The organism is Rhizobium sp. WSM1328, from assembly GCF_057653715.1.
On the sequence record NZ_CM172788.1, the window covers coordinates 2,397,516 to 2,419,421 of the forward strand.

Sequence of the window (21,906 nt, forward strand, 5' to 3'; positions counted from 1 at the left end):
GGGCGGCGCCTGCCTCGTGCAACGCCGCCTTTTTCGTGGCCTGATCGTCCATTCCTAAGCCATTTTCAACATTGAATTTCAGTCGCCTATGAGCCTCTCATTTGCCTTGCCCGCAGCCGTTCCCACGGCTTGATCGGCCAAATCGCCGGCGATGTCGCATATTTGCTCTTCCCGGCCGCATTTTTCCATGCCAGTGTCGCTTTCAGGACATCGGCGCGACGCATTCCGCGCAACGAATGTGTCATCGCCCCTCGAGCATGGATTTTGCTATGAACAGGATGCAGATCAAGAAGCGTTCGGTAGTCTTCTTTATGGTACCGCAATTCACCATGCTGCCCTTTTCGGCGGCCGTGGACACCTTGCGCATCGCCAATCGCATGCTCGGCTATCAGGCCTATACCTGGCGGCTGACCTCCGTCGATGGAGAAAAGGTCTATTCCTCCTGCGGCATCGGCGTCGAGGCAAATTCCTCGCTTGCCGAGGAGCGCCGTCATCTCGGCGGCGAAAACCGGCCGGGCATGGTCCTCGTCTGTTCCGGCATCGATGTCGAGCAGTTCAACAACAAGTCGGTCAATGCCTGGCTGCGTGAATGCTACAATCGCGGTGTCGCCGTCGGCAGCCTCTGTACGGGCGCGCATGTGCTTGCCCAGGCCGGCCTCCTGAATGGCAAGCGCTGCGCCATCCACTGGGAAAACCTCCCGGGCTTTTCGGAAGCCTTCCCGCAGGCCGAGGTCTATGCCGATCTCTACGAGATCGACGGCAATCTCTATACCTGCGCCGGTGGCACCGCCTCGCTCGACATGATGCTGAACCTCGTCGGCGAGGACTTTGGCGAAAGCCTTGTCAACCGCATCTGCGAGCAGCACCTGACTGACCGCGTGCGCAACCCGCACGACCGCCAGCGTCTGCCGCTGCGCGCCCGTCTCGGCGTGCAGAATGCCAAGGTTCTGTCGATCATCGAGCTGATGGAAGGCAATCTCGCCGAGCCGCTGTCGTTGATCGAAATCGCCGACGGCGCCGGCCTCTCCCGCCGCCAGATCGAACGGCTGTTCCGCCAGGAAATGGGACGCTCGCCGGCCCGCTACTATCTGGAAATCCGTCTCGACCGTGCGCGCCACCTCCTGGTGCAGTCCTCGATGCCGGTCGTCGAGGTCGCCGTTGCCTGCGGCTTCGTCTCCGCCTCGCATTTCTCCAAGTGTTATCGCGAACTCTACCATCGCTCGCCGCAACAGGAGCGCGCCGAGCGCAAGATGACCATGGCGACCGCTCGCCAGGCCGTCGCCGCCTGAGATTAAGGGCGGCGGCTTGGCCCCACCCTCATAGGCGCTACTGCGCCGCCTCTTCCGTCATCTTGGCGTCGGAATAGACCTGGTTGCGGCCCCTGTGTTTGGCCATGTAGAGAAACTGGTCGGCGGCGTTGAGGTAATTTTCGAAGGTTTCGTAACCGGCGATCTCGGCGATGCCGATCGAAATCGTGACGCCGAGTTCCTCATCGTCGGCCGTGACTTTCAGCCGCGAAATGTCCGAGCGGATCTCGTCGCAGAGCTTGGTTGCGGCTGCCGAATCCATCTGCGGGAAAAGGATGGCGAATTCCTCGCCCCCGAGCCGCGAGAGAAGATTGTCGCTGCCTTCGAAGATCGTGAACAGCCTGTTTGCGACAGCCTTCAGCACCTTGTCGCCGATCTCGTGGCCATAGGTATCGTTCAACCGCTTGAAATGGTCGATATCGAGAATGGCGACGGAGCTCGGCACCTTCAGCCGCAGGCACTCGTTCACCAGCTTCGGGCCGTTGTCGTAGAAATAGCGGCGGTTATAGAGGCCGGTCAGATAGTCGCAGGCCGCCGCCGCCCTCAGCTGCCGCATCTGCGCCAGCGTTTCGGCATTGTTGGCGATGCGGCATTGCAACTCCTCGGCGACGAAGGGCCGGTAGACGAAATCGCTGGCGCCGGCCTTGAGGAAGCTCGCCGAAAGCATGCGGTCGTTGGAGGAGGAAACGCCGATGACACGCAGCCTGTCCGAGCCAAATCGATGGCGGATGCGCCGCGTCAGCTCGTAGCCGCTCATATCGGGCATGTGGTGATCGGTGACGACGAGCTCGATATCGCTGTAGGCCTCGAGCGCCGCCAGCGCCTCGAGCCCCGAATTTGCCTCGACGACGAGATATTGTTGTGCCTTCAGGAGATCGACGAGCACCTGGCGCGCCGAGACGACATCGTCGACGACGAGCACCCGCGTCTTGCGGTTGGAGATCGCCCGCCGGACGGTGGCGACCAGATTGTCGAGCGCGAATTCATTGTCCTTCAGCACGTAATCGATGACATTGCGCTCCATGATCCTGTTGCGCGTGTTGAGATCGAATGTCGCGGTGAAGACGATCGCCGGGATATCGTGCTCGATCGTGCAGTCCAGCGCTTCGCCATAGGGCGAATCCGGCAGGTTGAGATCGACGACGGCCATAGTGTAGCCGTGAGCGTCGTCGGCAAGTTCCTTGCGAAGAGCCTTCAGCGACGGGCATGATTTGACGGCAAGGCCCAGCTCCGTCTGGAACCGGTGACAGAGCACGGCGGAAAACATCCGGGAATCTTCAACCAGAAGTATTTTGAGCCCGCCGGAGCGTAACCCGATGCCATCCCGCAGAAAATCCGCTTGAAAAGCCACAGCCGCTATTCCCCCATGCGTCTGACGGGCACGACTCGGCCCTCTCCCCGGCGGGGACGATAACCGAGAGACCTGTGCGCGTGAAGGGGACAAATAATGGCGCTGTTACTTGTAATTGCAAAAATTCGACGACTGTCCCCGACCATCATTTCCGCCGCCCTGGCGACACCGATACTGGAAGGGTCGTCAGGCAACCGCCCGCTCCTTACGCATCGATTGAATTTGCAGCAGCGTATCGAGGTTCTGGTTGACGCGGCAGTAGAACTCCTCGTCGATGAAGGGACGCAGCATGAAATCATTGCCGCCGGCTTTCAGGAATCGTGCCGAAAGCAGCCGGTTCGAGGAGGAGGAAACGCCGATGATGCGCAGCTCGTGCGAGCCGATACTGGCGCGGATGCGCCGCGTCAGTTCGAAGCCATCGATGTCCGGCATGTTGTAGTCGGTAATGACAAGGCCGATATCGCGGTTGGCCTTCAGGATCTCCAGCGCCTTGCCGCCACTCTCGGCGACGCTGACACGGAAATTGTAGCGCTTCAGCCGGCTCGAAAGCAGGGCGCGCGCGGTCGCGCTATCGTCGACGATCAGCACGTGGTGGCGATGATTGGTGAGGAAGCGGCAGATCGATTCCGCCAGCAGGTCGACGGCGAAGATATTGTCCTTGAGGATATAGTCGACGATATCCTTGGCCATCAGCTTGTCGCGCATGTTTTCATGGAAAGTGCCGGTGAAGACGATTGTGGGTATGGAGAGATCGACCAGATATTCGAGCGCTTCGCCGTTTTCGGCGCCGGGCAGGTTGATGTTCGAGATCGCCAGCGTGATCGGATCGGAAGACTTGTCGTAGGAAACCTGCAGATCCTCGAAGTTGCGGCAGATCTCGACATCGATGTCGAACAGCTCCTTCAGGCGTTTGCTGATCATCGAGGTGAATACGTTGGAATCTTCCGCGACAATAATGCGCGCACCCGCAAACATTTCCCCGGAATATTGCATCCCCGAAATACCTAGAAACGCCATAGCAAACCTTTGATGTAAAATCTGTCCCCGGATCAAACTGATACATCAATTGATTTGAGTAATTATTAATCGGCACGCCTGGATATAAATGAAGAGGCGGCCCGATCGAGCCGCCTCCAACTTCTTTGCGGATATGATTAAGAAATCAGGCGCGAAGCGCCGCATTCTCGGCGTCGCACGGGTTTTCGCCGACAACCGTCGCATTATAGGTCGAACCGACGTTTTGATCTTCGGTTTCGTGCCCTCCTTGGCGCAATCCGGCCGCAGCATGGCAAGCGCCGGCGAGCGGTTGATGCGGAAGCCGAAGGCGCCGTTGGTGGCGCGGCCGACGAGCCCATCCGGCTGGCACCGCTTGGCCGAAGCGGTTATAAACGAGCCATCGACCCCGACCCGCCGACAGGTTCGCCCATGATCCAATCCGACCCGGTGATCGAATGGCTTCTCGACTCCGACCCGTCGATCCGATGGCAGGTGATGCGCGACCTTCTCGATGCCCCGGAGCGGGAATGGATGACTGAGCGGGCCAAAGTCGAGACCGAGGGCTGGGGCGCCAGGCTGCTCTCCTGCCAGGATGAGGACGGGCAATGGGCAGGCGGTGCCTTCCTGCCCGCCGGTTTCGACCCGCTCGAGTGGGAGGAGCGTGGCCAGCCGTGGACGGCCACCACCTTCTCGCTGTCGCAATTGCGGGAATTCGGTCTCGATCCCGCCTGTGGCTGCGTCCGGCGCACCGTCAAATTGATCGGCGCCAACGCCCGTTGGGAAGAAGGTGGCCAGCCCTATTGGGAGGGCGAAGTCGAGGAGTGCATCAACGGTCGCACCGTTGCCGACGGCGCCTATTTCGGCGTCGACGTCTCGCCCATCGTCGACAGGCTGGCCGGTGAGCGTCTCGACGACGGCGGCTGGAACTGCGAGCGGATCAATGGCTCCGTCCGCTCGTCGTTCGCCAGCACCATCAATGTGCTGGAAGGCTTGCTGGAATATGAGAGATCGACCGGCGGCACGCATCGGTCTCGAGAGGCGCGCAGGACGGGCGAGGAGTTTCTGCTGGCCCGCAACCTCTTCCGCCGCCTTGGCACCGGCGAGCCGGCCGACGAACGCTTCCTTCACCTCCTGCATCCGAACCGGTGGCGCTACGACATTTTGCGCGCGCTCGATTATTTCCGCGCCGGCGCGATCCTAACCGGCGCGAATCCCGATCCGCGTCTCGGCGAGGCGATCGACCACCTTCGTTCCAGACGCCTGCAGGACGGCAGCTGGCCGCTCGACAACAGCCCTGCCGGTCGGGTGTGGTTCGAGGTCGATGACGGGCAAGGCAAGCCCTCGCGGTGGGTGACGCTCCGAGCGATGCGGGTGCTCAGATGGTGGGATGCCCAGCCCTCAATCAATGCCTGACGGCAATCCCAGTCCACGTAGGAAATGCCCCTCAAGCGCCCGCAGCAATTCGGCGCGGGCCGCGGGCGTCTCACCGATGCCGGGCTGATTGACCACACCGTACAGGGCGTTGAACAGAAACACCGCCGTAAAGCCGGGATCCCTGACCAACCAGACATTCTCGCCAGCGCCGGCGGCAAGCAATTCGTTCAGATGATCGATCAGGATGTTGCGCGAAAGCCCTTCCCTTGTTGCGGGAGGGGCTGCCACGAAGGCGAGGTGATGCAGCCCGGCGGTGTCGAGATAGCCGGTGGCGCATGCCGTCGACCAGGCCGCCAGCTTCCCGCGCCAATCCTCGTGCCGCCGTCCTTCGACCGCCGCGACGATGCCATCCAGCACGCCCTGCACGAAGCGGGCGCGCAGCGCCTGGAGAACATCGGCCTTCGAGGAAAAGTGCAGGTAGAAGGTGCCCTTGGCGACCCCCGCCCCGGTCGTGATCTCCTCGATCGTGGTCTGCTCCAGGCCCTTTTCCAGAAACAGCCGCTCGGCCGCGGTCATCAGCTCGTCACGCCGCTCTTCGGGGGGCTTGGTTCTCGGTTTTGAAACAGGATTGGCCGGCGGCAAGACTGGTCCACTCTCATTGACGGCGCGCGGGATCGGTCCTGTGCAGATAGCCGGTAAACACGTCGCGCATTGCGGTAATCTCGATCTCAGGCGGCAGACGACCGACTTCACCGCGATGATAGCCGGCATGCGTCACCACATGGGCCAGCATCTCCTCGCGGGACATGCGTCCGCGTCCGCCATCGGTGAAGGTGAAGTCGACGACCTCCTCCATTTCCTCGGGCGTTATACGCGAGGTGTAATCGATATACCAACGATCCGTATCCCGGATATCGGAGGACAACTGTGCCAAAGGCGGCGCTTCGCTGCTCCAGCTCGCCGCATAGGAGTGATCCAGCCGTTGAAGATTGGCGGTGAAGATGCGATCGACGAGATGGGCGTGATTGAGCACGCGAAGGGCCGATCGGAACTCGTCGGATCGCACCTCAGCCCCGAGCGCGTACAAGGCATCGAGAAGCTTGTCGTCGACGCTGGCTTTGTATTGGAACAGCGAGTTCAACAGGGGCTGCGCGCTCATTACGATCTCCGGATATGAAACGGGTGGCGCCGACATCAAACCGGCAGCCTCACCTACATCACTGACTGGTGGTCAGTCAATACGATCCCGATCTCTCTGCCACCTGCCCTGCCGCGCGTTCTTATGTGTCGTTACGCGCAGCAGCCGCTCGCTGCCGCTTGCGGCCCACAGCAGGCCGCCGCCTTGCTGTTCTCCTCTGCCAGCCATCGGTCGCGCGGCTTGCAGCTTGACGGCCGCGGCGAAAGCGCAACATGGACGGCGCCGGCACGGAGAACCGGCATCGCTGCGCAATAAAGCTGCATTGGCCGCACGCCGTCGCTGACTTCGAAGGTCAGCTTCGCCGAACCATCCAGTTGCACATGATCGGAAACCTTGCGGATGATTGCATGGAACTTGCCGGCCAGCATATGCGTGCGGTCGCCTTCCTCGATATCCCAGAGCTGGATGAAGATTTCCGCCCACGCTTCAGGATTGGCGCCGCAATCCAACGCCGAGAATTGGCCCGCCTTGACCTCGGTGACATGATAGCCAGGCTTTACCGCCTTGCCGTCGTAATAGAAAATCAGCGGAGAATCCTTGGCGCCGGTAAGCACACTGCAGCAGGCCGAGATCGATTTCGTTCTCTTGAATTTTGCTGTTGTCGATGACGTTCATTAGCGCTAATCCTCGTTTCAATGATTCAAGGATTATTGAAATATGGATCAACGTCAAGCCCTCATCGCATTCGGCGCGCTCTCGCAGGAAACCCGCCTTCACATCGTCCGCATGCTCGTGGTTTCGGGTCCCGACGGCATGGCGGCAGGCGCGATCGCTGAGAAGGCGGAGGTCTCGCCCTCTAATATCTCCTTCCATCTGAAAGAGCTGGAACGGTCGGGGTTGATCGCGCAACAGCGTGAATCCCGATCGATCATTTACACCGCGAACTACGAGGCACTTGGTGGCTTGGTTCGCTTTCTGATGGAAGATTGCTGTTCCGGGCATCCGGAAATCTGCGCACCTGCCGCGGAGGTCGCGGCCTGCTGCGCCCCTAAAATGAAGGAGAAATTGCAATGACCCCTGACCGCATTTACAATGTGCTCTTTCTCTGCACGGGCAATTCTGCCCGCTCGATCTTGGCTGAATCCATCCTTGAGACCGAAGACAAGGGTCGATTCAAGGCCTATTCGGCCGGCAGCCAGCCGAAGGGTGAAGTCAATCCCTATGCGCTGAAGGAGCTTGCGGCGCAGGGCTACCCAACAGTCGGCTTCCGTTCAAAGAGCTGGGACGAATTCGCCGAGCCGGGCGCTCCGGAGATGGACTTCATCTTTACGGTTTGCGACAGCGCTGCCGGCGAGGCTTGTCCCGTCTGGATCGGTCATCCGATGACCGCCCATTGGGGCGTCGAGGACCCGGCTGTCGTCGAGGGCAGCGAAGTCGACAAAGGCCGCGCTTTCGCGCAGGCCGCCCGCTTCCTCAAGAACCGGATCAGCGCCTTTTTGAGCCTGCCTCTTTCCTCGATCGACAAGCTCGCCCTGGAATCGCACCTGCGCCAGATCGGCACCATGGAAGGCGCCAGCATTAAACAGCCCAAGGCGAGCTGATGGGTTTCGATTTGAACCAGCAGGCCTTGGAAGGGCACGACGACAGACTTCGCGGCGCGCTCGCAGGCGCCGGGCTTCCGGTCGATGACCTCACAGACGCCGGCCGAAGCTTCTATCGGTTTTCACGTGGCGGCGAGACGGTCGGCTTCGGCGGGCTGGAACTCTATGGCGAGACTGTACTCCTGCGTTCCATTGTCGTGCTGTCCGATCAGCAAGGCTTTGGCTTCGGCCATGCGATCACCCTTAGCCTGCTCGATCAGGCACAAAGGAAAGGCGCCACTGCCGCCTATCTGTTGACAGAAACAGCCGCCTCCTTCTTTCAATCGCTCGGCTTTCGTCCGATCGCCCGCGATGAAGCGCCGGCCGAGATCCTGACGACGCGGCAGGCCGCAAGCCTGTGCCCGGCATCGGCCGCCCTGATGGTCCGGAGCCTGCCGGCATGAGCGCGCCGATGTTTCCCCCGTCTCGACGACTGGTCGCCGAAGCGCTCGGCACGCTGCTGCTCGTAGCAACCGTCGTCGGCTCGGGCATCATGGCGGATAGCCTGACGGACGATACGGCGCTTGCGCTGCTCGGCAATACGCTGGCAACGGGGGCAATCCTCGTCGTCCTGATTACGATCTTAGGCCCGATTTCCGGGGCTCATTTCAATCCGGTCGTGTCGCTGGTGTTTGCGCTCCGGCGCGAACTGCCTGCCTCCTCCGTTCCCCCCTATATCGCCGCGCAGATCGTCGGCGGCATTGCCGGAACGATGCTCGCTCATGCGATGTTCGCCCTTCCCGTGCTGCAGGCCTCGGAAACCGTGCGCACCGGCGGCGCGCAATGGCTCTCTGAAGTGACGGCAACCTTCGGCCTCGTCTTCGTCATCTTAGCCGGTGTGCGCTTTCGCGCCGATGCCGTGGCATGGCTGGTCGGCCTTTATATCACCGCCGCCTACTGGTTCACCGCCTCCACGTCCTTTGCCAATCCCGCCGTCGCGATTGCTCGATCGCTGACGCACACCTTTTCCGGCATCCGCCCGATCGATCTACCGGGGTTTATCGCCGCTGAAGTCCTCGGCGCCTTGCTGGCGCTGATGCTTGCGGGATGGCTGCTGATGGAAGCCCGCGATCCTGAAACTCTCACCAAGACGGAATCCGCCTCATGACCATAGATGTTACGATCTATCACAACCCCGAATGCGGCACCTCGCGCAACACGCTTGCGATGATCCAGAACGCCGGCATTGAGCCCAACGTTATCGAATATCTGAAAAACTCGCCGTCGCGCGACCAGCTAATCAAGGTGATTGCGGATGCCGGTTTGAGCGTTCGCGAGGCGATCCGCGAAAAGGGCACGCCCTATGCGGAGCTCGGCCTCGACAACCCTGATCTTACCGACGAGCAATTGCTGGACGCGATGCTGAAAAACCCGATCCTGATCAACCGGCCCTTCGTCATCACGCCGCTCGGCACGCGTCTGTCGCGGCCCTCGGAACTTGTTCTCGAAATCCTGCCGGAAACGCATCAGGGCGCCTTCACCAAGGAAGACGGCGAGAAGGTGCTCGATGCCGGAGGCAAGCGCATTGTCTGATTTGCCTGCCATATCACCGATGCATCTGCGTCAACCGGATATGGACGCGCTCAGGCCGGCGTTCTCGACGCACAAGCCGCGCATCCTGATCCTTTATGGCTCGTTGCGAGCAGTGTCCTACAGCCGCTTCCTCGCACAGGAGGCCGCGCGGCTGCTCGAATATTTCGGCTGCGAAGTGCGCATCTTCAATCCGGAAGGTCTGCCGCTGCCTGATGCGGCGCCGGCGAGCCACCCGAAAGTTCAGGAGTTGCGCGAATGGTCGGCATGGTCTGAAGGCCAGGTGTGGGTCAGCCCCGAACGTCATGGCGCGATGACCGGCATCATGAAAGCGCAGATCGACTGGATTCCATTGTCGGTCGGCTCTGTTCGGCCGACGCAAGGCAAGACGCTGGCGGTGATGCAGGTCTCTGGCGGCTCCCAGTCCTTCAATGCGGTAAGCCAGCTCCGCATCCTTGGACGATGGATGCGGATGATCGCAATTCCCAATCAGTCCTCGGTTGCAAAAGCTTTCCAAGAATTCGACGCGGACGGCCGTATGAAACCCTCGTCCTATTACGACCGCGTCGTCGACGTCTGCGAGGAACTGGTGAAGTTCACGCTGCTGACCCGTGATGCCTCGAACTATCTGACCGACCGCTACAGCGAGAGGAAGGAAGAAGCCGAAAAGCTCGAACAGCGCGTGAGCCTCAGATCCCTATGACAATCAGCACCGAACGACCACCGGTAGCGGCCATTGCCGCGCTCGGGCTGACGCAGATCATCGGTTATGGATCGCTCTATTACAGCTTCAGCATCCTCGCCCCCGACATGGCCCGTGATTTGGGCTGGTCATCTGAATGGATCTTCGGCGCGCTCTCTGTGGCCCTTCTGATCGGCGGTCTGGCCGCACCTCTCATGGGCACGTGGATTGATCGCTTCGGCGCAGGCAGGATCATGACGTCGGGCTCGGCGATTGCCGCCGCCGCCCTCGTCGCCTGCGCCTTCGCGCCGGGAAAGATCGCTTTCGTCGCGGCATTGATCGGCATCGAGATCGCCTCGAACCTGGTGCAATATGGCGCAGCCTTCGCCCTGCTCGTGCAGATCAGGCCGCAGGTCGCCCAGCGCAGCATCACCTATCTGACCCTAATCGCCGGCTTCGCCTCAACCATTTTCTGGCCGATCACCACGGCGCTGCATGCGCATCTCTCATGGCAGAACGTCTATCTGATTTTCGCCGCGCTCAATCTCGTTGTCTGCCTTCCCATTCATGCCTGGCTCTCCCGTGGCATCAGCCAAACCAGGGGACGGACCGGAGAGGAGGCCGCAAAACGCGCCGAGCCGAGCCTTCCGCCGTCGGTGCGCAGGCTGGCCTTTATCCTGATGGTGACAGGCTTTGCTTTGGAAAGCTTCGTGAACTCGGCGCTTCTGGTTCACATGGTGCCTGTGATGTCGGCCCTCGGCCTCGGCGCCATGGCAGTGGTGGTCGGAACGCTCTTCGGCCCGTCACAGGTGCTGAGCCGCCTCATCAACATGGTCTTTGGCGAGAGCTTGTCGCAAGTGATGCTCGCGATCATCTGCGCCATCTTGCTGCCGACAGCCCTTGTCATCCTCATCGCCACCGCACCCTCGGTGCCTGGTGCGCTGGTCTTCGCCGTCGTCTTCGGCCTCGGCTCGGGGCTTAACAGCATCGTCTACGGAACCTTGCCGCTCGCGCTCTTCGGAAGCGATGGCTACGGCCGGCGGCAAGGACAAATCATGTCGGTTCGTCTCGTCGTCTCCTCGATGGCGCCGTTCGCGCTTGCCTTCCTGATGGGCTATCTCGGCGTATCATGGTCACTATCGATCGCTGCATTGCTCAGCACCGTCGCCGTTGCCGCATTCTTCGCCATCACGCGGCTGACGCGCCCGGTTGTTGCCCGGCCGGAACCTGTTCCCAATCCCGGAGAAGCTTGAGCGCATTAGTCGGGACAGGCGCTACTTGACGACGGCCGAGCCCTTGACGATGTCGATCGTCTCGCCGCCGTCGAGCCCGATGCGGTCGCCGTCGGGCGTCGTCATGAAGCAGCCGGAAGCACAGAGGTTTTCCGAAGCGCCGGCATCGACCACAACCTCGACGCGCTGGCCGCTCTCGGTGATGACGAGCACGACGGCGGCTGGATCGGTGTTGGTGATGGATGCCGCTTCAGCCGCGGGTGTGGCAAGCAGCGGGACAAGCAGAACGGCGGCAAATCTTGCCATCATGTGCGGCGGCGCTGGCGCGCCCTCCCCTCGAACGATCGGTGCTGCCCCCGGCAGCGATCCCGATAGTGGAGATCATGCACATATAGCTGTGAATGATGGCTGAATGACCCGTTCAGCCTTTCCGATTGCCGTCTGCCGTCTTGCTGCGCAATTGCCGCACCGGCTGCTCTTCCTCCTCCATGGGCGTGTCGGCCGAGTTTTCCTGCTCGTTGGGTTGATCCCTGCCCGCATCGGCAAGCGCGGGACGAGCCTCTCGATGGATGGTAAGATCGGACTGTGGCAGCGGGATCTCGATGCCCTCGGCCTTGAAGCGCTTAAGGATCTCGATCCTGAGATTGTTGCGCACCGCCATGCCGTCACCCATATCGGCGAGGAAGAAACGCAGCTCGAAATCCAGCGAATAGGGCCCAAAGCGCAGGAATTCGACATGCGGCTCCGGATTGCGCATGACGAGCGGTATCTTGGCCGTCAGTTCCAGCAGGATGTCCATCACCTGCTGCGGATCGGCGTTGTAGGCGACGGAAACCGGAATTTCCGAGCGACCGATCTTGTTGCGGTGTGTCCAGTTACCGACGAGGCCGTTGATCAACTCCGAATTCGGCACGATGATCGACTGCTTGCGGAAGGTCTCGATCTCCGTGGCGCGCACCGAAATGCGTTTGACGATGCCTTCGGCCGTGCCGGAAACGACATGGTCGCCGACCTTGAACGGCCGTTCGACGAGCAGGATCAGGCCGGAGACGAAGTTGGAGACGATGTTCTGCAGGCCGAAACCGATACCGACCGAAAGTGCGGAGGCGACGAGCGCGAAGCTCGACAGATCGATGCCGGCCGCCGAAACGCCGATGATCGCCGCGATGCCGACGCCGAGATAGCCGATGCCCGTCTTGACCGAATTGCGCACGCCGAGATCGACATGGCTTCTCGCCATCACATTACCGTCGAGCCAGCGCTGCAGCCAGCGCGTCAGCAGGTAGACGCCGGCAAACAAGAGAATGCCGGTGCAGATGCCGAGCAGCGAGATGCTGATACCGCCGAGCCTGACCTCGGTGAATAGCCTATAGGCAAGAATCTGCAGGTCCTGCACATGGAAGCCCCACATCAGCAGGATCAGCGGGATGCCGACGAGAAGCGCCACCGCATAGATGGCAAGGCCGACAAGCAGGCCGGCCTGGTCGATCGCCACCGGCCCGAGCTTGAAGCGGCGCGTCAGGAAGCTTGCGAAGAAGGTGTCGCCGAAGCTTTCCTGCCTTGATATCGCCTTGCCGGAAAGCAGGCCGACATACATAGTGACGACGACCGCGCCGGTGATGATGAGCTGCGTGGCGACGAAGCGCGCGAGCCCGACATAACCGGTCAGCGCGGTGAGGATGAGGCCGGCGCCGACTACCCGCAGGATGATCGCCATGCCGCGCGGCCAATGCCTTCCCGGCGCATCGGGATCGCCGTTCCTGGCCAGCATCGGCTTGCCGAAGGAGACCGCGATCAGGATCAGACCGATGATCAGCGCGGCGATCAGGCTTCTGACCACGGTCAGCACCAGCGGCGAGCCCATCGCCTCGCCGATCGTGCCAAACAGATAATCAAGCGCGTTGACGATCGCCATCGCCAGCAGGCAGTAGCCGATCGAGCGCGCGCCGAGATTGGAAAGCCGAACGAGGCGCCAGCGCGGTTCGTGCGGTGCGAAGATGGCATTGACGAAGCGGCCGACGAAATAGACGAGCCCGATCGCCCCGAACAGCGCGCCGATGACAGGTGCGATGTCGGGCCTCAGCACATTGAACCCGTTAAGGAAAAAGAACGAGGTGACGAGCAGCACCGAGAGCGCCAGGGTGCGGATCAACGTCGACCAGAAGGCGATCGACAGCCGGCCGATATAGGACGGGTTCTCGACAGCCTCGTCGCGCTGCAGGTAGGAGCCGAACAGCCGGTAGCTGCCGGAGAGCAGGATCAGCGCCGCGGCAAGCGACAGGAAGATCGCGGCAAACATCGGGAAACGCTTGAATTTCCAGACGAAGGTGGCCCAGCTCGACAGCGCCTGCGAGAATTCGCTGGCCTCGTGCACAAAGGCGCTGCCGGCATCGTCGAGCACCGAGACCGAAATCTCGGTGCGCCTGAGCAGCGTATCGGCAAACAGCCGCCGCCGCATCTCGGTGATCTCGTTGACGAGCTTCGTCACCGTGATCGAGAGGTTTTCGGCATCGCCCGTCAGCGCGTTGATCTGCGCGCGTTCGGCGGCGAGCGCGTTGCGCTCCTGGGTGACGACCTCGGCTTCCGGCGGCTGTCCGTCCTTCGGCGGATCGCCGATCTCGGCAAGCCGGTTCTTGATCTGGTCGAAACGCGGCCTAAGATTGACCGATATGGTGATGACGGCGCGGCTGAGCTCGTCGGCCTTGGTCGCAAGCCCGACCAGGGCATCGTCGTTGTCGGCATTCTGCTTGACGCCGTCCTGAAGCGCCGTCAGTTGGACCTTCGCCTTGTCGATCTCCTTTGTCGCCTGGTCGAACGGCGTATCGGCGAGCGGCGCCTGCACGGCCGCCGGTGCCTGCGGCTCCTGTGCGAAAGCCGCAACACCCTTGAAATGCGCGCCCGCGACCGCCAGCGTCAGCAGAAGAATGGTGCGAAGCAGGATCGGTCTCAGCCGCAAAAGCGCCTCCGGGAAAGGTTGTCGTCGGAATAGAATGCCAGCTTGTCTTAGTAAAGAAAGGCGACAGAAAGGCGGAAGCTCCCTGGAAACCCTTAGAAACCGGCATCGGGCCGGGTGAGATAGTCGCATTCCTCAGCCGTGGACTCCCGCCCGAGCATGACATTGCGGTGCGGAAAACGGCCGTAGGTGGCGATCACGTCGCGGTGGCGGATCGCATAATCGAGATATTCGGCATCGCCGAGCGCGCCGAACAGTTCCACCGATCGCTCCTGCTCGCCAAGGTCCTCGGCATGTTCGAACGGCATGTAGAAAAAGGTCCGGCATGCGGGTTCGACCGCCTGATCGGCGCCCGACGCAAGCGCGACTTTGGCTTCCCGAAGCGCCAGCCCATCGGTCGCAACGGCAAGCGCCGTGCCGCGATAGATGTTGCGGGGAAACTGGTCGAGCACGATGACAGCCGCCAGCCGGCTCTCCGCATCCGCCCGCCATTCGGCGTCAACACCCGCGGCAAGGGCCTGATGGGTATCGCGAAAAACCGTGCTGATCTCCGCGTCGAGGTCAGGCGTCGCGCGGAACCACAGCTCCCGGCCGCATCTGACGAACCAGAAATCATAGACTTCCTTCGGTGTGCGAATCGTCGTCATGTCTCCTCCCCTAGCGTCATGTTCCTTGCTGTGATGTCGGTAAACTATTGTAGAGATGGGACAAACGGCCTGTTGTATAGCGGCGAACGAGAGAAACATCGTCGAGTCCAGCGTCAAACGCTACTTCACCTCGTGCAACGAAAACACCAGCGTCGCCTTGGTTCCGTCGTGGCCGGGGTCATAGGCGAAATCCGATTTCAAGCTGGCGGCCATCGCCGTCAAAATGCGTGTACCAAGGCCGGTTCCCCTGGCCGGGCTCGATGGGTCGAAACCGGCGCCGTCATCCTCGACGATGACACGCAATGCCTCGTCCGTCTGGTCGACGATGACGCGGATCTCGCCCGGCACGCTGTCCGGATAGGCATATTTGAAGGCATTGGTGACGAGCTCGCTGACGATCAGCCCGAGCGTGATCACCTTGTCTGTCGCCAGATTGACCGGCTGCGCGGTGAGCACGATCCGGTGCGGTCGCTTGTCGTCGCGCATCGAGGTTTCGAGTTCGGTGAGCAAGCTGTTCAGATATTCGTCGACCTGCACCGAGCCGACCTGGCGGTTGGTATAGAGCCGGCGGTGCACGCTGGCGATGGCATTGATGCGCATCTGCGTTTCGTGCAGCGCGTCGATCGCCACTTGATCCGTGGTCATCGAGGATTGCATACGGATCAGCGCGCCGACGAGGCCGAGGCTGTTGGCGATGCGGTGATTGACTTCGGTAAGCAGCATTTCGGCAAGGTCGCGCTGCTGGCGGATCACCTCCTGCGCCTGCGCCGTCTCGCGGCGAAAACGCGCCCGCTCCAGCGCCTGTTCGAGGGCGGCGGCGAGCAGGTCGAAATAATCGGCTGAGATCCCCTTCAGCATGTAATCGTCGGCGCCGGCCTTCAGCGCCGCGACCGCGATGCTGGTATCGTCCGAACCCGTCGCATAGATCACCGGCGGATGATCCGGCATCGCCGTGATGCAGGGCAGAATGTCGAGGCCGGTCTCGCCGGCCAGGATATGATCGAGCAAGACGGCGTCGATACCGCCTTCGCCGAGTCTCGCAAGGCCGGCCGCGCCGCTCTCGGCCCGCTCGACCGAAAAGCCACGCCCACGCAGGTTTTTCTGCATCAGTAGGGCAAGCCCCTCGTCGTCGTCGATATAGAGGATGTGGATCAGGGCATCCGCATCGCCGCTAGAATTGCTCATTCGGTCTCCCGGCGTTCTCTCGCAGCGACGACCGCCCGCAAGCGTCCGAGTCGTCCGCATGGCAATGTCGTATTGTATTGGCCGCCCGGGGTAAACAGCGGTTATCCCTCGCTCTTGTTGCAGGCGGCGCGGAAGAAGGATGTTGGGAATCCGGCATTTTCAGAACATGACCCTGGCCTGGGGAGGATCCCATGGAAGCCGTTGAAGGAGATGGGGAAACGAAGAACCTGAAATGAGATGCATAAACGCCGAGCGGCCCGATTGGTTCCGCAGCAAGCTAACTTTTCTGGAATTTCCGATGGCCGGATACTTCGGCCCCCGCCTCCGCCGGCAATTGCAGGAAGCGCAGCGACGAGACGACGCCGATCGCGCCGACCACGACGAAAGCCCAGCGGAAATCGGCAAGAACCGGATTGTCGGCGCCCCTGAGAGCCGAGCCGATGTTGAGCACGGCCGCCGCCACCGCCACGCCGAGCAGCATCGATACCTGCTGCAGCATGCTCGACAGCGTCGAGGCCGAGCTTCGCTGCGCCGGGCCGATATCGGCGAAGGCCAACGTGTTCAAAGCGGTGAATTCCATCGAGCGCGACAGGCCGGCAAGGAAAAGCAGCGCGTGGATGAAAAATGGCGGCGTCTGCGGCGAGAGGAAACCGCAGCAGACGATCGAAAGCGCGGCGATCAGCCCGTTGACCCCAAGCACTGTGCGAAAGCCGAAGAAGCGCAGCAGCGGCGTCGTCACCGCCTTCATGCTGAAATTGCCGAGGAAATAGACGAGCAGATAGGTGCCGGCGGCAATCGAGCTGAGGCCGAAGCCGAGCTGGAACAGCAGAGGCAGCAGGAACGGCGTCGCATTGATGGCCATCCGGCAGGCCGTGCCCGCCGACAGCGTCGACATCGAGAAGGTCTGGATGCGGAAGGCAGAAAGGTCGAGCAGCGGATTGTCGACGGCAAGGAAATGCCGCGTCGCCATGACAGACAGTACGATGCCCGCCGCCAGCATTGATAAGACGGGCAAAAGCCCGCCGTCCCATTTGACCGAGAGTTCGAGCGCGGCGAGCAGAAAGGTCAGTCCCGCAGCGCTGAGGACGAAGCCCAGGAGATCCAGCCGGCCCGGATTGGTCTCGCGCTGCTCCGGCACGAAACGCAGCACCAGCGTGATGCCGAGAATGCCGATCGGGATGTTGATGAGGAAGTTCCAGTGCCAGCTGGCATAGGTGGTGATGAAGCCGCCGAGCACCGGGCCGATCACCGGCGCCGTCAGTGCCGGCCAGGTGATCAGCGCGATCGCCTGGACGAGTTCCGACTTGCGGGCATTTTTCAGTACGATGATGCGCCCGACCGGCGTCATCAGCGCACTGCCCGCCCCCTGGACGGCGCGCCACAGCACAAATTCCGCAAGGCTGCCGGACAGCCCGCAAAACAGCGAGGCGCCGGTAAAGACAGCGATCGACATCAGGAAGATGCGGCGTGCGCCGAACCGATCGCCAAGCCAGCCGGACAGCGGAATGAAAGCCGCCATCGTCAGCATGTAAACGGTGATGCCGATGCTCATCGACACCGGCTGCACGCCGAAACTTGCCGCCATCTGCGGCAACGAGGTGGTAACGATCGTGCCGTCGAGGATCTGCATGAAGAAGGAAACGGCAACGACCAGCGCCACGATCTTCGCCTGGCGGCCGCTCGCCGCCTCTTGCCCATTCTCGCTCGTCTCAGCCGTGGTCATCGATCTGCCAATAAAAATTCCGGATGACGCGGCAGGGAAACGGGAAGGAAGCCGATCGAAGATCTGACGCGCGGAGGTGCGCGGACTTGGAAAGCTGCGCACTGGCTGAATACGCCCGTTGCATCCGGCCGGAAAGGCTAAATCTCGCACTACGCAGGAATATTCCCGATGCAGCCGGATAGCTGGCCACTATCAATCCCAAGAAAGGATTCAAGAAAAAGGCCCCGCCGAAGCGAGGCCAAGCTTGATCCGCTCCGGGGAAAAACAGGAGCGGCGCGCAGTCCATACCGTGTGATCCATGTCGCAGCGAGGCCAGATGTCGCTGCATCGGTACGCTCGCCAAAGAATTTTTCGCGATCCGCCGGAAAAGATCGGCCCCCAAAACTATCCGCCCAGGTGGCGCGACACCTGTCGCATCGCAGCAACGATTGGCGCTTGCAATGTTTATAAAAATAGATATCACTAAACATATTGCTAAACATGATGATTGGGGAGTTCATGTGAGCATTCTCTGAAGTGGGTGAACATGCGACGCCGGCGGGGAGCCGGCCCTTAGTTCTGGGAGGAACTTATGCAGAAAACATCGAAAGCCCTTTTCGGGCTGGCCACGGCATTTGTCATGTCGTCGGCATTGCCCAATCTCGCCAAAGCCGATGAACTGACCCTGTGCTGGGCCGCATGGGACCCCGCCAATGCGCTGGTCGAGCTCTCGAAGGATTTCACCGCCAAGACCGGCACGCAGATGAAGTTCGAATTCGTTCCCTGGACGAGTTATGCCGATCGCTTCCTCAACGAGCTGAATTCGCACGGCAAGCTCTGCGACCTGATCATCGGCGACAGCCAGTGGATCGGCGGCTCGGCAGAGAACGGCCATTACGTCAAGCTCAACGACTTCTTCGACAAGGAAGGCATCAAGATGGATGACTTCGTGCCGGCGACGGTCGTCGGCTACTCGGAATGGCCGAAGAACACCCCGAACTACTGGGCGCTGCCCGCCATGGGCGACGTCGTCGGCTGGACCTACCGCAAGGACTGGTTCGAGAAGCCGGAACTGCAGAAGGAATTCAAGGAGAAATACGGCCACGATCTCGCAGCGCCGAAGACCTACGACGAACTGAAGCAGATCGCCGAGTTCTTCCAGAAGCGTGAGATCGACGGCAAGACCGTCTACGGCGCCTCGATCTATACCGAGCGCGGCTCCGAAGGCATCACCATGGGCGTCACCAACGTGCTCTACGACTGGGGCTTCCAGTACGAGAACCCGAAGAAGCCCTATGACATGGAAGGCTTCGTCAACTCGGCCGACGCGGTCAAGGGCCTCGAATTCTACAAGTCGCTCTATGATTGCTGCACCCCGCCCGGCAGCTCCAACGTCTACATGGTCGAATCCGCCGACGCCTTCAAATCCGGCCAGGTCGCCATGCAGATGAACTTCGCCTTCACTTGGCCCGGCCTTTACAAGGACGAGAAGGTCGGCGGCGACAGGATCGGCTTCTTCCCCAATCCGGCTGAAAAGGCGCATTTCGCCCAGCTCGGCGGCCAGGGCATCTCGGTGGTCTCCTATTCCGACAAACGCGATGCCGCCCTGCAATACATCAAGTGGTTCGCACAGCCCAATGTACAGGCCAAATGGTGGGAACTCGGCGGTTTTTCCTGCCTGAACTCCGTCGTCAATGCGCCAGGCTTTGCCAAGAGCCAGCCCTATGCCCAGGCCTTCCTGGACTCGATGGCGATCGTCAAGGATTTCTGGGCCGAGCCGAGCTACGCCTCGCTGCTGCAGGCCATGCAGAAGCGCGTCCATAATTACGTGGTCGCCGGCAACGGCACTGCCAAGGAAGCGCTCGACGGTCTGGTGAAAGACTGGAGCGACGTCTTCAAGGACGACGGCAAGATCTGACGCGTGTCATCCCTGATGCGTGCCATCCTCGACAGGATGGCGGCCCGGATCGGCAGACGAGCCGGGCCGCCAGATCTCTCATATCCTAATAGACCCCGTACCCCAAAAATACCAGGTGAAGACTTGACCATTTCCCATTCCTCCATCGTCGAGAAGGCAGCCGATGCGACTGCGAGGGCAACGCCCTCCTCGGTCGCCCGGCGCGTCCGCGGCCTCTCCGACAGGGCGATCGCCTGGCTGTTTATTGCGCCTGCCATCACCCTGCTCTTGGCGATCAATATCTTCCCACTGCTTTGGGCGGTCTATCTCTCCTTTACCAATTACCGCGCCAACCGGCCGAATGCGCCGGTCCTGGGCGTCGGCCTTGGAAATTACCAGCGCGTTCTGAACGACCCCGATATCTGGCAAGCGATGCAGACTACCGCGCATTTCGTCTTCTGGACGATCGTATTGCAGACGGTGATCGGCTTCACGCTCGCCTACCTGATCGACCGCAAGTTTCGCGGCCATGCCTTCTGGACGACGATCATCCTGATCCCGATGATGCTGTCGCCCGCCGTCGTCGGCAATTTCTGGCGCTTCCTCTACGAGCCGCAGATCGGCCTCTTCGCCTATGCCGTGTCGATGGTGTCTGGCATCCCGACGTCGGATATCCAGATGCTCGGCAATGTCTCGCTGGCGCCCTGGGCGATTATCATCGTCGATACCTGGATGTGGACGCCCTATGTGATGCTGATCTGCCTAGCCGGGCTGCGCTCGATCCCCGACTATATCTATGAGGCGGCCGAGGTCGACCGCGCCTCGCCATGGCGCCAGTTCTGGTCGATCACCGTGCCGATGGCCCTGCCCTTCATCATGCTCGCCGTACTCTTCCGCGGCATCGAGAATTTCAAGATGTTCGACATGGTGACGCTGCTCACCGGCGGCGGGCCGGGCTCGGTCACTGAGGTCGCCTCGATCACGCTGAAACGCGCCGCCTTCGAAAGCTGGGCGACCGGCCGGGCCTCGGCTTTCGCCATCATCCTCTTCGTCGCGGTGTTCGGCCTCGCTAACATCTACGTCAAGGCATTGAACAAGGTGAAGCAACGATGAGCGCCGCCAACTCAGCCCATTCGGTTGTCGTACCGAGCCTGTCCAGCAAGCGCATCGCCGGCACCATCGTCGTCCTCTACGCGCTGATCACCCTCATCCCGCTCGTCTGGATCTTCCTGACCAGCATCAAGTCGCCGCCGGATTCGATCAGCTATCCCCCGAAGATCGTCTTTTCGCCATCGCTCGAAGGTTATTGCAATCTGTTCACCACGCGCACGCGGCAGACACCTGATTATATCGCCTCGCTGCCGGCACCGGTCGGCACCTGCGATGAGGTGACGCGCAAGCGCAACATGGTGATAGCAGGCCCGTCAAACTTCCTGCCGCGCTTCATCAATTCGCTGGTGATCGCCTTCGGCTCCACCTTCCTCGCGGTCTTCCTCGGCACGCTCGCCGCCTATGGCTTTTCCCGCTTCAAGATCCCGCTCGCCGACGACCTGATGTTCTTCATCCTGTCGACGCGCATGATGCCGCCGATCGCCGTCGCCATCCCGATCTACCTGATGTATCGCGAGCTCGGCCTTTCGGACACGGCGCTCGGCATGATCCTGCTCTACACCGCCGTCAACGTCTCGCTCGCCGTCTGGCTGCTCAAGGGTTTCATCGACGAAATCCCGCGCGAATATGAGGAAGCGGCGATGATCGACGGCTATACCCGCCTGCAGGCTTTCCGCAAGGTCGTGCTGCCGCAGGCGACCACAGGAATTGCCGCCACCGCAATTTTCTGCCTGATCTTCGCCTGGAACGAATATGCCTTCGCCGCCCTTCTAACCTCGGGCGAGGCGCAGACCGCGCCGCCCTTCATCCCGACGATCATCGGCGAAGGCGGTCAGGACTGGCCGGCGGTTGCCGCCGGCACGACGATCTTCCTGATTCCGATCCTGGTCTTCACCATTCTCCTGCGCAAACAGCTGCTGCGCGGCATCACCTTCGGAGCCGTCCGCAAATGAGCCACCTGATCGAAACACGCACCCCTGCCCGTCCGAAACGGTCGTTCTTCCTGCGCCGCGGCCCGATGGAGACCATCGCCACCGTGTTGATCGGGCTCGGCTTCCTGATGCTGTTCCAGCCCTTCCTGCTGGTGCTCTACACCTATTCGCTGGTCACCCTGCTTGCAGGCACCGTCATGTTCATCATCGTCTCGAAATTCCCGGAGTGA

22 protein-coding genes and 1 pseudogene are annotated in these 21,906 nt (G+C 61.3%); 13 read left to right on the forward strand and 10 right to left on the reverse strand.

Going from position 1 to position 21,906, the window contains the following annotated elements:
- Positions 1 to 269 precede the first annotated feature (269 nt).
- Entirely contained in the window at positions 270 to 1,289 is a 1,020-nt protein-coding gene (locus AC2444_RS12185; protein WP_003540607.1) for a GlxA family transcriptional regulator, read from the forward strand.
- A 37-nt stretch (positions 1,290 to 1,326) separates the two neighbouring features.
- Here the strand turns inward: AC2444_RS12185 and AC2444_RS12190 are convergent, their stop codons facing one another.
- Complete coding sequence (locus AC2444_RS12190; protein ID WP_012757871.1) at positions 1,327 to 2,658, reverse strand: diguanylate cyclase; 1,332 nt, start codon at positions 2,656 to 2,658, stop codon at positions 1,327 to 1,329.
- Positions 2,659 to 2,844: 186 nt separating this feature from the next.
- The gene (locus tag AC2444_RS12195; protein WP_012757872.1) at positions 2,845 to 3,675 is read right to left on the reverse strand and encodes a response regulator; all 831 of its coding nucleotides are present in this window, start codon (positions 3,673 to 3,675) and stop codon (positions 2,845 to 2,847) included.
- A 408-nt stretch (positions 3,676 to 4,083) separates the two neighbouring features.
- Here AC2444_RS12195 and AC2444_RS12200 point away from each other — a divergent pair, with 408 nt between their 5' ends.
- The gene (locus AC2444_RS12200; protein ID WP_012757874.1) at positions 4,084 to 5,067 is read left to right on the forward strand and encodes a hypothetical protein; all 984 of its coding nucleotides are present in this window, start codon (positions 4,084 to 4,086) and stop codon (positions 5,065 to 5,067) included.
- On the opposite strand, the gene AC2444_RS12205 is transcribed toward AC2444_RS12200, so the two are convergent.
- From AC2444_RS12205 to AC2444_RS12215, 3 genes and pseudogenes are all read right to left on the reverse strand, one after another.
- Positions 5,053 to 5,604 (reverse strand): TetR/AcrR family transcriptional regulator, encoded by a 552-nt coding sequence (locus AC2444_RS12205; RefSeq protein WP_244432218.1) that lies wholly within the window; start codon positions 5,602 to 5,604, stop codon positions 5,053 to 5,055. The genes AC2444_RS12200 and AC2444_RS12205 overlap by 15 nt on opposite strands.
- Before the next feature lie 79 nt (positions 5,605 to 5,683).
- Positions 5,684 to 6,187: a DinB family protein gene (locus AC2444_RS12210; RefSeq protein WP_012757876.1), complete on the reverse strand. Its 504-nt coding sequence runs from the start codon at positions 6,185 to 6,187 to the stop codon at positions 5,684 to 5,686.
- A 131-nt stretch (positions 6,188 to 6,318) separates the two neighbouring features.
- Positions 6,319 to 6,841 (reverse strand): annotated as a pseudogene (locus tag AC2444_RS12215) (DUF6428 family protein).
- 42 nt (positions 6,842 to 6,883) lie between these two features.
- Here AC2444_RS12215 and AC2444_RS12220 point away from each other — a divergent pair.
- Genes AC2444_RS12220 through arsK form a run of 7 tightly spaced genes read left to right on the forward strand, consistent with a single transcriptional unit; the run spans position 6,884 to position 11,271 of the window.
- Entirely contained in the window at positions 6,884 to 7,240 is a 357-nt protein-coding gene (locus AC2444_RS12220) for an ArsR/SmtB family transcription factor (protein ID WP_012757878.1), read from the forward strand.
- Positions 7,237 to 7,767 (forward strand): arsenate reductase ArsC, encoded by a 531-nt coding sequence (locus AC2444_RS12225; RefSeq protein ID WP_012757879.1) that lies wholly within the window; start codon positions 7,237 to 7,239, stop codon positions 7,765 to 7,767. Before AC2444_RS12220 ends, AC2444_RS12225 begins: the two co-directional genes overlap by 4 nt.
- Positions 7,767 to 8,210, forward strand: coding sequence for an arsenic resistance N-acetyltransferase ArsN2 (arsN2, locus tag AC2444_RS12230; RefSeq protein WP_011652407.1), 444 nt, complete (start codon positions 7,767 to 7,769; stop codon positions 8,208 to 8,210). Before AC2444_RS12225 ends, arsN2 begins: the two co-directional genes overlap by 1 nt.
- The gene (locus AC2444_RS12235) at positions 8,207 to 8,914 is read left to right on the forward strand and encodes an aquaporin (protein WP_012757880.1); all 708 of its coding nucleotides are present in this window, start codon (positions 8,207 to 8,209) and stop codon (positions 8,912 to 8,914) included. Before arsN2 ends, AC2444_RS12235 begins: the two co-directional genes overlap by 4 nt.
- Positions 8,911 to 9,339, forward strand: coding sequence for an arsenate reductase (glutaredoxin) (arsC, locus tag AC2444_RS12240; RefSeq protein WP_012757881.1), 429 nt, complete (start codon positions 8,911 to 8,913; stop codon positions 9,337 to 9,339). Before AC2444_RS12235 ends, arsC begins: the two co-directional genes overlap by 4 nt.
- Positions 9,314 to 10,039 carry an arsenical resistance protein ArsH gene (gene arsH, locus AC2444_RS12245; protein ID WP_012757882.1) on the forward strand — a complete coding sequence of 242 codons (726 nt, stop codon included), beginning with the start codon at positions 9,314 to 9,316 and terminating at the stop codon, positions 10,037 to 10,039. Before arsC ends, arsH begins: the two co-directional genes overlap by 26 nt.
- The gene (gene arsK / locus AC2444_RS12250) at positions 10,036 to 11,271 is read left to right on the forward strand and encodes an arsenite efflux MFS transporter ArsK (protein ID WP_012757883.1); all 1,236 of its coding nucleotides are present in this window, start codon (positions 10,036 to 10,038) and stop codon (positions 11,269 to 11,271) included. The genes arsH and arsK overlap by 4 nt, the downstream gene beginning before the upstream one ends.
- A gap of 21 nt (positions 11,272 to 11,292) precedes the next feature.
- On the opposite strand, the gene AC2444_RS12255 is transcribed toward arsK, so the two are convergent.
- From AC2444_RS12255 to AC2444_RS12275, 5 genes are all read right to left on the reverse strand, one after another.
- On the reverse strand, positions 11,293 to 11,559 hold the full coding sequence (locus AC2444_RS12255) for a hypothetical protein (protein ID WP_012757884.1): 267 nt from the start codon (positions 11,557 to 11,559) through the stop codon (positions 11,293 to 11,295).
- Between the two features lie 112 nt (positions 11,560 to 11,671).
- Positions 11,672 to 14,206: a mechanosensitive ion channel family protein gene (locus AC2444_RS12260; RefSeq protein ID WP_012757885.1), complete on the reverse strand. Its 2,535-nt coding sequence runs from the start codon at positions 14,204 to 14,206 to the stop codon at positions 11,672 to 11,674.
- A 92-nt stretch (positions 14,207 to 14,298) separates the two neighbouring features.
- The gene (locus tag AC2444_RS12265; RefSeq protein WP_012757886.1) at positions 14,299 to 14,850 is read right to left on the reverse strand and encodes a DUF924 family protein; all 552 of its coding nucleotides are present in this window, start codon (positions 14,848 to 14,850) and stop codon (positions 14,299 to 14,301) included.
- Between the two features lie 120 nt (positions 14,851 to 14,970).
- Positions 14,971 to 16,035: a sensor histidine kinase gene (locus AC2444_RS12270; RefSeq protein WP_012757887.1), complete on the reverse strand. Its 1,065-nt coding sequence runs from the start codon at positions 16,033 to 16,035 to the stop codon at positions 14,971 to 14,973.
- Positions 16,036 to 16,312: 277 nt separating this feature from the next.
- Complete coding sequence (locus tag AC2444_RS12275) at positions 16,313 to 17,758, reverse strand: MFS transporter (protein WP_012757888.1); 1,446 nt, start codon at positions 17,756 to 17,758, stop codon at positions 16,313 to 16,315.
- Between the two features lie 571 nt (positions 17,759 to 18,329).
- Here AC2444_RS12275 and AC2444_RS12280 point away from each other — a divergent pair.
- The 4 genes from AC2444_RS12280 (at position 18,330) to AC2444_RS12295 (ending at position 21,906) form a co-directional block, all read left to right on the forward strand.
- Entirely contained in the window at positions 18,330 to 19,655 is a 1,326-nt protein-coding gene (locus AC2444_RS12280) for an ABC transporter substrate-binding protein (RefSeq protein WP_128449152.1), read from the forward strand.
- A gap of 123 nt (positions 19,656 to 19,778) precedes the next feature.
- Positions 19,779 to 20,747 carry a carbohydrate ABC transporter permease gene (locus AC2444_RS12285; protein ID WP_012757889.1) on the forward strand — a complete coding sequence of 323 codons (969 nt, stop codon included), beginning with the start codon at positions 19,779 to 19,781 and terminating at the stop codon, positions 20,745 to 20,747.
- Positions 20,744 to 21,697, forward strand: coding sequence for a carbohydrate ABC transporter permease (locus tag AC2444_RS12290; RefSeq protein WP_012757890.1), 954 nt, complete (start codon positions 20,744 to 20,746; stop codon positions 21,695 to 21,697). The genes AC2444_RS12285 and AC2444_RS12290 overlap by 4 nt, the downstream gene beginning before the upstream one ends.
- On the forward strand, positions 21,694 to 21,906 hold the full coding sequence (locus AC2444_RS12295) for a hypothetical protein (protein WP_012757891.1): 213 nt from the start codon (positions 21,694 to 21,696) through the stop codon (positions 21,904 to 21,906). The genes AC2444_RS12290 and AC2444_RS12295 overlap by 4 nt, the downstream gene beginning before the upstream one ends.